The sequence below is a fragment of the Amycolatopsis camponoti genome, assembly GCF_902497555.1.
GTDB classification, from domain to species: Bacteria; Actinomycetota; Actinomycetes; order Mycobacteriales; family Pseudonocardiaceae; genus Amycolatopsis; species Amycolatopsis camponoti.
The window spans coordinates 460,770-473,500 of the sequence record NZ_CABVGP010000001.1; the positions used below are offsets into that span (position 1 = coordinate 460,770).

The 12,731-nt window shown below is 69.6% G+C and carries 12 protein-coding genes; all 12 read left to right on the top strand.

All coding sequences use genetic code 11. From position 1 onward, the window contains the following. Window positions 1–12: 12 nt before the first annotated feature. The 12 genes from eno to AA23TX_RS02320 all read left to right on the top strand — a co-directional run bounded on the left by eno (window position 13) and on the right by AA23TX_RS02320 (window position 12,712). Window positions 13–1,299, top strand: a complete 1,287-nt coding sequence (gene eno / locus AA23TX_RS02265; protein WP_155540934.1) for a phosphopyruvate hydratase — start codon at window positions 13–15, stop codon at window positions 1,297–1,299. Between the two features lie 6 nt (window positions 1,300–1,305). Beyond that, window positions 1,306–1,857 (top strand): FtsB family cell division protein, encoded by a 552-nt coding sequence (locus AA23TX_RS02270; protein WP_230862309.1) that lies wholly within the window; start codon window positions 1,306–1,308, stop codon window positions 1,855–1,857. 15 nt (window positions 1,858–1,872) lie between these two features. Continuing rightward, window positions 1,873–2,382, top strand: a complete 510-nt coding sequence (locus AA23TX_RS02275; protein ID WP_155540935.1) for a DUF501 domain-containing protein — start codon at window positions 1,873–1,875, stop codon at window positions 2,380–2,382. A gap of 152 nt (window positions 2,383–2,534) precedes the next feature. Continuing rightward, the gene (locus AA23TX_RS02280; RefSeq protein WP_155540936.1) at window positions 2,535–3,710 is read left to right on the top strand and encodes a lytic transglycosylase domain-containing protein; all 1,176 of its coding nucleotides are present in this window, start codon (window positions 2,535–2,537) and stop codon (window positions 3,708–3,710) included. 9 nt (window positions 3,711–3,719) lie between these two features. Then, window positions 3,720–4,673 carry a Ppx/GppA phosphatase family protein gene (locus AA23TX_RS02285; protein WP_155540937.1) on the top strand — a complete coding sequence of 318 codons (954 nt, stop codon included), beginning with the start codon at window positions 3,720–3,722 and terminating at the stop codon, window positions 4,671–4,673. Window positions 4,674–4,985: 312 nt separating this feature from the next. Next, a complete protein-coding gene (locus AA23TX_RS02290; protein WP_155540938.1) occupies window positions 4,986–6,611 on the top strand; it encodes a peptide ABC transporter substrate-binding protein in 1,626 nt (541 codons plus the stop codon). Window positions 6,612–6,705: 94 nt separating this feature from the next. Then, window positions 6,706–7,635 (top strand): ABC transporter permease, encoded by a 930-nt coding sequence (locus AA23TX_RS02295; protein WP_155540939.1) that lies wholly within the window; start codon window positions 6,706–6,708, stop codon window positions 7,633–7,635. After that, window positions 7,628–8,581 carry an ABC transporter permease gene (locus tag AA23TX_RS02300; RefSeq protein ID WP_155540940.1) on the top strand — a complete coding sequence of 318 codons (954 nt, stop codon included), beginning with the start codon at window positions 7,628–7,630 and terminating at the stop codon, window positions 8,579–8,581. Before AA23TX_RS02295 ends, AA23TX_RS02300 begins: the two co-directional genes overlap by 8 nt. A 6-nt stretch (window positions 8,582–8,587) precedes the next feature. Further along, a complete protein-coding gene (locus tag AA23TX_RS02305) occupies window positions 8,588–9,589 on the top strand; it encodes an ABC transporter ATP-binding protein (protein ID WP_155540941.1) in 1,002 nt (333 codons plus the stop codon). Next, the gene (locus AA23TX_RS02310; protein ID WP_155540942.1) at window positions 9,576–10,613 is read left to right on the top strand and encodes an ABC transporter ATP-binding protein; all 1,038 of its coding nucleotides are present in this window, start codon (window positions 9,576–9,578) and stop codon (window positions 10,611–10,613) included. Before AA23TX_RS02305 ends, AA23TX_RS02310 begins: the two co-directional genes overlap by 14 nt. Window positions 10,614–10,716: 103 nt before the next feature. Beyond that, entirely contained in the window at window positions 10,717–12,408 is a 1,692-nt protein-coding gene (locus tag AA23TX_RS02315) for a S8 family serine peptidase (RefSeq protein ID WP_196425399.1), read from the top strand. Between the two features lie 82 nt (window positions 12,409–12,490). Beyond that, window positions 12,491–12,712 carry a hypothetical protein gene (locus tag AA23TX_RS02320; protein ID WP_155540944.1) on the top strand — a complete coding sequence of 74 codons (222 nt, stop codon included), beginning with the start codon at window positions 12,491–12,493 and terminating at the stop codon, window positions 12,710–12,712. Window positions 12,713–12,731: the final 19 nt, after the last annotated feature.

Consider the following 12,731-nt stretch of genomic DNA (forward strand, 5'->3'; position numbering starts at 1 on the left):
GAGGAGCATGGCGTGGCTCTCATCGAGCAGGTAGGCGCGCGCGAGATTCTGGACTCGCGTGGCAACCCGACCGTCGAGGTGGAGGTGGCCCTCGACGACGGCACCCTGGCGCGGGCCGCGGTCCCGTCGGGAGCGTCCACCGGCGAACACGAGGCTGTCGAGCTCCGTGACGGCGACACCGGCCGCTACAACGGCAAGGGCGTGGAGCGCGCGGTCGCCGCGGTGCTCGACGAGATCGGCCCCGAGATGGTCGGCATCGAAGCCGTCGACCAGCGGATCGTCGACCAGAAGCTGGTCGACCTCGACGGCACGCCGGCGAAGTCCCGCCTCGGCGCGAACGCCATCCTCGGCGTCTCGCTGGCCGTCGCGAAGGCCGCCGCCGAGTCGGCCGAGCTGGAGCTGTTCCGCTACCTGGGCGGGCCGAACGCGCACGTGCTGCCCGTGCCGATGCTGAACATCCTCAACGGGGGTTCGCACGCGGACAGCAACGTCGACGTCCAGGAGTTCATGATCGCGCCGATCGGCGCGGAGACCTTCCGCGAGGCCCTACGCTGGGGCGCCGAGGTCTACCACTCGCTGAAGTCGGTGCTGAAGGGCCGGGGCCTGTCGACCGGTCTCGGCGACGAAGGCGGCTTCGCGCCGAACCTGGCGAACAACCGCGAGGCGCTCGACCTGATCCTGCAGGCCATCGAGAAGGCCGGCTACACCCCGGGCCGCGACGTCGCGCTCGCGCTGGACGTCGCCGCGACGGAGTTCTTCGCCGACGGCGCGTACACCTTCGAGGGCAGCAAGAAGAGCGCGGAGCAGATGTCCGCGTACTACGCCGAGCTGATCCGCGACTACCCCATGGTCTCCATCGAGGACCCGCTGAGCGAGGACGACTGGGACGGCTGGGTCACCCTGACCGCCGAGATCGGCGAGAAGGTCCAGATCGTCGGCGACGACCTGTTCGTCACCAACCCGGACCGCCTCGAGGAGGGCATCACCCGCCGCGCCGCCAACGCGCTGCTGGTGAAGGTCAACCAGATCGGCACCCTGTCCGAGACGCTCGACGCGATCTCGCTGGCGACCTCGTTCGGCTACAAGTCGATGATGAGCCACCGCTCCGGCGAGACCGAGGACACGTTCATCGCGGACCTGGCGGTCGCCACCGGCGTCGGCCAGATCAAGACCGGTGCCCCGGCCCGCGGCGAGCGGATCGCCAAGTACAACCAGCTGCTGCGCATCGAGGAGACCCTCGGTGACGCCGCCCGGTACGCCGGCGAGCTGGCCTTCCCGCGGTTCAGCGCCGAGGGCTGATCGCCGATGGCGGACCGGGGGAGGACGACGCGCAACCGCCGAGGCGGCGGCGGGGCGACGCGGGCCAACCGGCCCGCGCCGGCCCGCCGTCCCGAGGCGGTGCGCCGCCGCACCGGCGACGTGGAGACGACCCGGACCCGGCTGCGCCGGAGCCTGGCGGCGAAGCGCGCGTCCGGTGCGGCGAAGGTGCTCGGCATGTCCACCACCCGCCGCGCGGCGGTGGTGGCGATCGTGGTGTGCGCGCTGGCGTTCACCATCGCCGTGCCCCTGCGCACGTACCTCGCCCAGCGGACCGAGATCCGCGAACAGCAGGCGCAGCAGGCCCAGCTGCAGCAGACGGTCGCCCAGCTCGAGGGCCGCAAGGCGGAGCTGAGCGACCCGGCGCAGATCGAGGCCGAGGCCCGGCGCCGGCTGCGGTACGTCAAGCCGGGCGAGACGCCGTACATCGTCCAGCTGCCCGAGGACAAGGCCCCGGACGCGGCCCCGCAGCCGGGACAGCAGCAGGTCCCGGACGGCTCCTGGTACGAGAACCTCTGGAACCAGGTCTCCGGCGGCTGAACTAACCTGGTGCGCGTGAACAGCACGCAGCAGCACCGGTTCGAGCCCGTCACCGACGCCGACCGCGAGATCATCGCGGAGCAGCTCGGACGGCCGCCGCGAGCGCTGCGGGCGGTGGCCGCGCGGTGCCCGAGCGGCCACCCTTCGGTGGTGCAGACCAGCCCGCGGCTGGAGAACGGGACGCCGTTCCCGACGCTCTACTACCTGACCTGCCCGAAGCTGAACTCGATGATCGGCACCATCGAGGCGTCCGGGATCATGAAGGAGATGACCGAGCGGCTCTCCACCGATCCCGAGCTGGCCGCGCACTACCAGCGCACCCACGAGACCTACCTCGCCGAGCGCGACGCGATCGAGCCGCTCGGCCACCAGGTCACCGCCGGCGGGATGCCCGGCCGCGTCAAGTGCCTGCACGTGCACGTCGCCCACTCGCTGGCGGTCGGACCGGGCGTCAATCCGTTCGGTGACGAGACGCTGGAGCTGCTTAAGGCGAACGGGTGGCCCACGGGAGACTGTGCCGAGTAACGCTCGCGCCGCGTAAACAGATAACTGGGCTGGGTGAGCGAAAACCCCCGTCCGGCGAGATCCAGACTCCCGAAGGGGTGAAACCGCGCCCCGGGTACGGCAGGCTGTCACCCGAGGGTGGGTGACCGATCCGGCCAGGAGGGCTTCGAGCTATGCGCGTGCGGCGACTGCCTGACGCAGTCGGGAGCCACACCCGAAGATTCGGGATCCGCCACCGCACGGCGTACCCCCTGATCACCGGCATCCTGGCCGTGATCCCGGCGTTGCTGGCCGGCGGCGTCACGCTCGGCTGGCTCGGCGGCACCGGTGACCACACCCGCGACGCCGCGCTCGGCCAGGGCTACGACCCCGGGCACGCCGCCATCCAGCAGATCGCCGTCGACGGCACCCTCCCCGGCGCGCCCACCCCGCTGCCGCTCCCGGCCTACGAACTCCCCGACGGCCCCCTCGGCATCCCCGCCAGCGCGCTCGCCGCGTACAAGAACGCCGCCGACATCCTCGGCCGCGAGCAGGCCGCGTGCCACATCGACTGGGCCCTGATCGCCAGCATCGGCCGGATCGAGTCCAACCACGCGCGCGGCGGCTACGTCGACGCGAACGGCACCACCCGCGAGCCGATCCTCGGCCCGGAGCTCAACGGCCAGGGCGCGTTCGCCGCGATCCCGGACACCGATCACGGCGAGCTCGACACGGACCCGGTGTGGGACCGCGCGGTCGGCCCGACCCAGTTCATCCCGGCGACCTGGCGCGCCTACGCCTCCGACGGCAACAGAGACGGCAAGTCCGACCCCAACAACATCTTCGACGCGGCACTGGCCACCGGCCGCTACCTCTGCTCCGGCGGCTTCGACCTGGCGAACCCGGACCAGCTGCGCGGCGCGATCTACCGCTACAACAACTCCGACACGTACGTGAACACCGTGATCCTCTGGGCCGAGGCCTACCGCAACGGGATCATGCAGGTGCCGGACAGCACGGTCCCGATCGGCGCCCCGAACGCGGCGGCCGGCCCGCCCGCGCCGTCGGTACCGCCGCCCCCGGTCCCGACGACGACGCCGACCAGCGCGCCACCGACGACCGGTACTTCGAAGCCGCCGACGACGACCACCCCGCCGCCGTCGTGCACGAAGCCGCCGACGACGACACCCACGACGACGACGGTCATCAGCACGACGACCACCCCGCCGCCGACGACGACCCCGCCGACCACGACCACCACGCCGGAGTCGACAACCACACCGCCGCCCCCGACCTGCGGTCAGACGGCCACCTCGGTCACGACCACGACCACGACCACGACCGTCGGGACGACAACACCCGCCGGTTAGGGTGATCGCATGCCTCGTGTTGCCGCGATCGACTGTGGGACCAACTCCATCCGCCTGCTCGTCGCCGAGCTGACGCCGCGCCATGACGGCACGGTCGACCTGCGCGACCTGCACCGCGAGATGCGGATCGTCCGGCTCGGCCAGGGTGTCGACGCCACCGGCGAACTCGCGCCCGAGGCGCTCGAACGCACCCGCGCCGCGCTCGCCGACTACACGGTCGCCGCCCGGCGCAAGGGTGTCGAGAAGGTGCGGATGGTCGCCACCTCCGCCACCCGCGACGCGAAGAACCGCGACGACTTCTTCCGCATGACGCGCGAGACCCTCGGCGTCGAGGCCGAGGTGATCAGCGGCGACGAGGAAGCCCGGCTGTCCTTCACCGGCGCGGTCGGGGAGCAGGACCCGGACGACGGCCCGTTCGTCGTGGCCGACGTCGGCGGCGGCTCGACCGAGCTCGTCCTCGGCACCTGGGACGGCAGGCAGGCCGACGTCATCGCGGCGAAGTCCGTCGACATCGGCTGCGTCCGGATCACCGAGCGCGCGCTGAAGAGCGACCCGCCGACCGCCGAGGAGATCGCCGCCGCCCGCGACCTGGCCGGCAAGGTCCTGACCGAGGCGTTCGACGTCGTCGACGTGGCCCGCGCGAAGACGTGGGTGGGTGTCGCCGGCACGGTGACCACGCTCTCGGCGATCGCGCTCGGACTGCCGGAGTACGACAGTGACCGCGTCCACCTGTCGAAGCTCGGCCCCGCGGACATCGACCGGCTCGCGACGAAGCTGCTGGCCGAGAACCACGCCACCCGCGCGGCGAACCCGGTGATCCACCCGGGCCGCGTCGACGTGATCGCCGGCGGCGCGGTGGTGGTCCAGACCCTCGCCGAGCAGCTCGCGGCCCGCGGCGGCCCGACCGAGCTGGTGGTCAGCGAGCACGACATCCTGGACGGCATCGCCCTCTCGCTCGCCTGATCCGGTTCGGACGGACGCGCCGGTTTTCCGGTTCCGGCCAGGAGAGGGGCTTGACAACCACCCCACCGGCCCGTTCGGACATCCGAAAGAGGTTGTGCCGCAACGGGAATCGAACACGAACCCACCGTGAGCGCGTGATGACCACCTGTCCGCGCTACGCCGTCCGGAGTACCCGGTTTCCTACCTTGGTTGTGCTCCAACCAGGTGGTCCCGACGGTCGTCACTGATTTGCAACACCGCAGTCCTGTGATCAGCTTCATCGCCCCCGATAGCGTGCGTCTCACCTTTCGGACAGACGGAGATGGAGGGGACATGCGTCGTTCGCGCAGGTTCTGGGGACCCACGGTGGTGATGACCTCGCTGGCGCTCGCGCTCGCCGCTTGCGGCGGCGGTTCGGGCAGCTCCGCGGGCGCCGGCGAGACGAACCCGGACGGCACGGTCAGCGTCTACGGCACCGAGCCGCAGAACGCGCTGGTCCCGACCAACATCAACGACCTCGGCGGCACCAAGGCGATCCAGGTCATGTTCGCGACGCTGGTCGGCTTCAAGGGGGCGGACGCCAAGCCGTTCAACCTGATGGCCGACTCGATCACGACGACCGACTCCAAGGTCTACGACATCAAGATCAAGCAGGGCTGGAAGTTCCACGACGGCACCGAGGTGAAGGCGCACAACTTCATCGACGCCTGGAACTACGGCGCCTACGCCCCGAACGGGCAGCTCAACACCGACTTCTACTCGAACATCCAGGGGTACAAGGACGTCCACCCCGCGGACGAGAACGCCAAGCCGGCCACCGACAAGATGTCCGGCCTGGTGCAGAAGGGCGACTACGAGTTCCAGGTGACGCTCGACGCGCCGTTCTCGGTGTTCGACATCAAGGTCGGCTACCAGGCGTTCGCGCCGCTGCCCGACGCGTTCTTCAAGGACCCCAAGGGTTTCGAGCAGCACCCGATCGGCAACGGCCCGATGAAGTTCGTCTCGCGGACGCCGAACCAGGACATCAAGCTCACCCGCAACGACGACTACAAGGGTGACGACAAGGTCCACTTCAAGGACCTCGACATCAAGATCTACTCCAGCCAGGAGACCGCCTACCAGGACCTGCTGAGCGGGCGGCTCGACTTCATGGAGGCGCTGCCGCCGTCGGCGGTCGCGGGCGGCAAGTACAAGGCCGACCTGGGCGATCGCCTGGTGACCGGCAACCTGCTCGGCGTCAGCACCATCGCCGTGCCGTACTACGTGCCGGGCTACGACAACCTCGAGCTGCGCAAGGCCATCTCGATGTCGATCGACCGCGCGCAGATCACCAAGACCGTCATGAACGACACCTACGTCCCGCTGGACGGGTACGTCGCCCAGGGCATCACCGGTGCCCGCTCCGGTGTCTGCCAGTTCTGCAAGTTCGACCCGGCGGCGGCCAAGGAGGCCTTCGCGAAGTCCGGCTTCAAGGGCAAGCTGACCATCGCGTCCAACGCGGACGGCGGCCGCAAGGAACCGCTGGTCGCGGCGTGCAACAGCATCAAGAACACCCTCGGCGTCGAATGCGACTTCGTGCCGGCCACCGACTTCGGCCAGTGGCGCAGCATCGTCACCGGCAAGAAGCTGACCGGGATGGGCCGCTCCGACTGGTCCGCGGACTACCCGTCCATCGAGGACTTCCTCAACCCGATCTACAAGACCGGCGGCTCCTCGAACGACTCGAACTACTCGAACCCGCAGGTCGACGCGCTCCTCGCGCAGGCGGACGCCACCGCCGACAAGGACGCCGCGGTCAAGCTGTACCAGCAGGCCGAGGACCTGATCGCGAAGGACCTGCCGTCGATCCCGACGTGGGACGAGAAGGGCGTCGCGGCGAAGTCGAAGAACCTCAAGTCCGCGGCCCTGGACTTCCGGCGCATGCCGGACTACCCGTCCATCGAGGTCCTGAAGAAGTAGTGGTGCCGCGCTGATCTGCCGCAACCACCACCACGGCGTCGTGGGCGGGAGCACCTTCCCGCCCACGACGCCCGGCGCGCACTAGGAACTCGTCATGATCCGCTACGTCCTGCGACGGCTGCTCCAGCTGATCCCGGTGTTCTTCGGCACCACCTTCCTCATCTACGTCCTGGTCTGGGCCGTGCCCGGCGACCCGTTCTCGGGCAAGTGCGGCCAGACCGCCTGCCCGAAGGCCTACATCGCCCAGATGACGGAGAAGTTCAACCTCGACGACAACCTCTTCGTCCAGTACTTCAAGTACCTCGGGAGCCTGTTCACCGGCGACTGGGGCGAGACCTTCAACGGCACCTCGGTCGGCGAGCTGATCGCGACGTCGTACCCGATCACGCTGCGGCTGGCCGTGATCGCCGTGGTCATCGAGGCCCTCATCGGGCTCACCGCCGGCGTGCTGACCGGCCTGCGGGGCAAGGGTTTCCTCGACAACCTCGTCCTGGTCTCGACGACGTTCCTGATCTCGCTGCCGGTGTTCGTCACCGCGATCGTGCTGCAGCTCGCGCTGGGCAGCAACGGCCTCGGCCTGATCGAGGCCAGCGTGTCCGACAACCCCGGCGTCGGCGAGCTGATCGTGCCCGGCATCGCGCTGGGCAGCCTGTCCATGGCCTACGTCGCGAGGCTGTCGAGAACGAGCATCGCCGAAAACCGCCGCGCCGACTACGTCCGCACGGCCATCGCGAAGGGGCAGCCGCAGAGCCGCGTCGTCGGCGTCCACCTGCTGCGCAACTCGGTGATCCCGGTGCTCACGTTCCTCGGCACCGACCTGGGCGCCCTGATGGGCGGCGCGATCGTCACCGAAGGCGTGTTCAACATCAACGGCCTCGGCGGGCTCATCTTCCGCGGCATCCAGAACCGGGAGAGCGCGACCGTCGTCGGCGTGGTCGTCCTGCTGGTGCTGGTGTACCTGCTGATGAGCCTGATCGTCGACCTGCTGTACGCCGTTCTCGACCCGAGGATCCGCTATGACTGACCCGAACCTGGTGGGTGGCGGCGGGGCCGACGCGGCCGAGCTGTCCCGCATCGACGACTCCGGCACCGGCCCGCAGAAACCCCGCAGCCTCTGGAACGACGCGTGGCGCCAGCTGCGGCGCAAACCGGCGTTCGTCATCTCGGCCGTGATCATCCTGCTGATCGTGCTGATCGCCATCGCGCCCGGCCTGTTCAGCTCCCGGGAAGCGGGGTTCAGCGACCTCACCCACGCCAACGAGGGCCCGTCCGCGGACGCCTGGTTCGGCTACGACAACCAGGGCTACGACGTCTACGCCCGCACCATCTACGGCGCCCGCGCGTCCCTGCTGGTCGGCGTGTTCTCGACCCTGCTGACCGTCCTCTTCGGATCGCTCGTCGGCATCTTCGCCGGCTACTACGGGCGGTTCGTCGACAGCGTCCTGTCGCGCTTCGGCGACATCTTCGCGGGCCTGCCGTTCGTGCTCGGCGCGATCGTCATCCTGACGACGTTCAACGCACCCGGCTCGAACCCCGGCGCGGTCACGATCATCGTCCAGGTGGTCTGCTCCATCGCGGTGCTGAGCTGGCCGGTGGCCATGCGCATCATGCGCTCGGCGACGCTGGTGGCCAAGCAGCTCGACTACGTCAAGGCCGCGCGCGGCCTCGGCGCGAGCACCCCGCGGATCATCTTCCGGCACCTGCTGCCGAACACGGTCGCGCCGGTGCTGGTCTACGCGACCATCGCGCTCGGCGCGTTCATCGGCGCCGAGGCGACGCTCGCCTACCTCGGCATCGGCGTGCGCCCGCCGGTGATCTCGTGGGGCGTGATGATCAGCGACTCGCGGGACTACTTCCGCGTCGACCCGCACATGCTGCTGTTCCCCGGCGCCTTCGTCACCCTGACCGTGCTGGCCTTCGTGATGCTGGGTGACGGCATCCGCGACGCGCTCGATCCGAAGTCGAGGTAGATCCCCTTGTCCGACAACGAACTCCTGCTCGAAGTAGAGGATCTGCACGTCGAGTTCCGCACCTCCGACGGCGTGGCCAAGGTGCTCAACGGCGTCGGCTACTCCGTGCACGCCGGGGAAACCCTGGCCGTGCTCGGGGAATCCGGGTCCGGGAAGAGCGTCACGGCGCAGACCGTGATGGGCATCCTGGACATGCCGCCCGGCGTGATCACCGCCGGCGCGGTGCGCTGGCGCGGCGAAGACCTGCTCACCGCGTCCGAGGAACGCCGCCGCGAGGTGCGCGGCAGCGAGGTCGCGATGATCTTCCAGGACGCGCTGTCCGCGCTGAACCCCGTGTTCACCGTGGGGTTCCAGATCGAGGAGCAGCTGCGCGTCCGGCTCGGCATGTCCAAGAAGGACGCCCGGCGGCGCGCGATCGAGCTGCTCGACATCGTCCGCATCCCGGCCGCGGACCGGCGGATCCGGGACTACCCGCACCAGTTCTCCGGCGGCATGCGCCAGCGCGCGATGATCGCGATGTCCCTGGCGCTCGACCCGGACCTGCTCATCGCCGACGAGCCGACCACGGCGCTCGACGTCACCGTCCAGGCCCAGATCATGGACCTGCTCGCCGAGATCCAGGCCGAACGCAAGATGGGGCTCGTGCTCATCACCCACGACCTGGGCGTCGTCGCCGAGGTCGCCGACCGGATCGCGGTGATGTACGCGGGCCGGATCGTCGAGCAGGCCGACGTCGTCGAGCTGTTCCGCGCGCCGGCGCACCCCTACACCGCCGCGCTGATGGACTCCCTGCCCCGGCTCGACCTCAAGGGACAGACGCTGGAAACCATCAAGGGACTGCCGCCGAGCCTGCTCGACATCCCGCCGGGCTGCCCGTTCCACCCGCGCTGCAAGCGCGCCGAAGCCCGGTGTTCCGAAGAAGTCCCGGCCCCGCACGGCATCGGCTTCGGCCGCACCAGCGCGTGCCACTTCGCCGAAGAGGTGGTGAACTCCCGTGGCAGTATCTGATTCCGCCTCCGCTGAGAAGAGCACGTCGGCGGAACCCATTCTCTCCGTCACCGACCTCCAGAAGTACTTCCCGGTGCGCACCGGCATCCTGTTCAAGCGCACGATCGGCCAGGTCAAGGCGGTCGACGGCGTCTCTTTCGACCTGATGCCGGGCGAGACGCTCGGTGTCGTCGGCGAGTCCGGCTGCGGCAAGTCGACGCTCGCCCAGGTGCTGATGCGCCTCGAGGAGCCGACCGGCGGCAGCGCGAAGTTCGAAGGCCGCGACATCTTCGCGATGCGCGGCACCGAACTGCGGAAGCTGCGACGCGAGATCCAGATCGTGCTGCAGGACCCGTACACGTCGCTGAACCCGCGGATGACCGTCGGCGACATCGTCGGCGAACCGTTCGAGATCCACTCCGACGTGGCGCCCAAGGGATCACGCGCGAAGAAGGTGCAGGAGCTGCTGGAGGTCGTCGGGCTCAACCCCGAGCACCTCAACCGCTACCCGCACCAGTTCTCCGGCGGCCAGCGCCAGCGCATCGGCATCGCGCGGGCGCTCGCCCTGCGGCCCAAGGTGATCATCTGCGACGAGCCGGTGTCCGCATTGGACGTCTCGATCCAGGCGCAGGTGATGAACCTGCTCGGCGACCTCCAGGACGAGTTCGGGCTGTCCTACGTGTTCATCGCGCACGACCTTTCGGTGGTGCGGCACCTGTCCAACCGGGTCGCCGTGATGTACCTCGGCAAGATCGTCGAGATCGGGACGGACGAGGAGATCTACGAACGACCGTCCCACCCGTACACCCAGGCGCTGCTGTCCGCGGTGCCGGTGGCGGACCCGTCGGTCCGCGGGCAGCGGCAGGTGATCCGGCTGACCGGGGACGTGCCGAGTCCTCTGGATCCCCCGTCCGGGTGCCGGTTCCGCACGCGCTGCTGGAAGGCGCAGGACCGGTGCGCCACCGAAGTCCCGGAGCTGGTGCCGAGGACGGACGGGCATTTGTCAGCTTGTCACTTCGCGGAGCAGAAGTCGGTTGTTCCGTAACGTACGTTTGGCCGTTGTAAGCACAATGTCCGATCTATACGGTGCAGGAACCGCTTTCCCGAGGAGGAGAATCGTGAAGAGACCCAGGCTTCTCGCCGCGGCCATGGCCGTCCCGCTGTTCGGGGCGATCTCGGCCGTCGCGGTCCCGGTCGCGTCGGCGCAGCCCGCGCTGTCCGGCCCGGCCACCGAATTCACCGTGCTCGCCAAGGACACGCAGAGCATCGGCGCCGTCCAGCAGGCGATCAAGGCCGCGGGTGGCACCGTGCTGGAGACGAACACCGCCGTCGGCCTCGTCAAGGCCAGCGCACCGGCCACCGGGTTCACCGAGCGCGTCTCGGCGAACCGGGCCGTGTTCGGCGCGGCCAAGGCCCAGGTCATCGGCTCGCTGCCGAAGAACGGCAAGAAGGCCAAGAGCGACAACGCCGAGAAGGAAGGCCGCGGCACGGCGTCGAAGAAGGCCGCCGCGAACAAGGCCGTCGGGATGGACCCGCTGGACGACCAGCTCTGGGGCCTCAAGTCCGTCCGCTCGGACCTCTCGCGCACCAAGCAGCCGGGCAGCAAGCAGGTCAAGGTCGGCGTCATCGACACCGGCATCGACGGCACGCACCCGGACATCGCGCCGAACTTCGACGCGGCCGACTCGCGCAACTTCACCAAGGACATCCCGTTCGACGTCAACGGCGTCGAGGTCGACGGCCCGTGCGAGTTCCGCGGCTGCGTCGACCCGGCCAACCACGACGACGGCGGCCACGGCACGCACGTCGCCGGCACCATCGCCGCCGCGGCCAACGGCTTCGGCGTCTCCGGTGTCGCACCGAACGTGACGCTGGTCAACATCCGCGCCGGCCAGGACTCGGGCTACTTCTTCCTGCAGCCGACCGTCGACGCGCTGACCTACGCCGGCGACGCCGGCATCGACGTCGTCAACATGTCGTTCTACACCGACCCGTGGCTGTACAACTGCCAGGCGAACCCGGCCGACTCGGCCGCGGAGCAGGCCGAGCAGCGCACGATCATCGAGGCGACCCAGCGGGCGCTGAACTACGCGCACCGCAAGGGCGTCACCATGGTCGTCGCGCTGGGCAACCAGCACACCGACCTCGGCGCGCCGCAGCCGGACACCACGAGCCCGGACTACCCGGCGAACACGACGCACCCGCGTCAGGTCGACAACAGCTCCTGCCTGAGCCTGCCGGTCGAGGGCAATCACACGATCGGCGTCAGCGCGTTCGGGCCGTCGCAGGCGAAGGCGGACTACTCGAACTACGGCACCGAGCAGATCTCGGTTTCCGGGCCGGGCGGGTACTTCCGCGACGGTTTCGGCACCCCGTGGTTCCGCACGGTCGAGAACGAGATCCTGTCGACGTACCCGAAGAACGTGGGTGTCGCCGAGGGCAACATCGACGCGGCGGGCAACGTGACGCCGGAAGGGGTCGCGCTCGGCGTCCAGAAGGCGACGGCGGCCGACGGCCGGGTCGGCTACTACCAGTGGCTCCAGGGCACGTCGATGGCGACGCCGCACGCGACGGGCGTGTCGGCGCTGATCGTTTCCCAGTACGGCAAGAAGACCCACGGCGAGTTCGGCCTGGACCCGGACAAGGTCCAGCGCGTGCTCGAGGGCACGGCGTCCCAGATCGCCTGCCCGGTGCCGCGCACGGTGGACTACCTGGACGAAGGCCGCGGGCCGGAGTTCACGGCGACGTGCGTGGGTGACCCGTCGTTCAACGGCTTCTACGGCCACGGCGCCGTCGACGCCTACGCGGCGGTGACCCACGGGTCGCAGTACCTGAAGTAAAGAAAGGTTCAGGGAACGCCCCGGGAAGCCCACCTTCCCGGGGCGTTCCGCGTGTACACCGGGATCGAGGGGGGATTCCGGGGTGGATGTGCGTGAGCCGGCGTTGCCGGTGGACCCGAGGTTGCCGGGCGAGCCGACGCTCGCGGAGGTGGGCGTCGCGCGGATGTGGCTGGCCCGGCGGGGGGTGCTGGTCTGGCTGCCGACCCGCGTGCTGGCCCTGCGCCTCGGCGCGCGCGACGCCCGGACCCGGGGGCCGGGCTACGGGATCGTGCTGCTGGCGCTGTGGCCGTTCTGCTGGGTGTAGCTCGAGTCGGTCGAGCTGC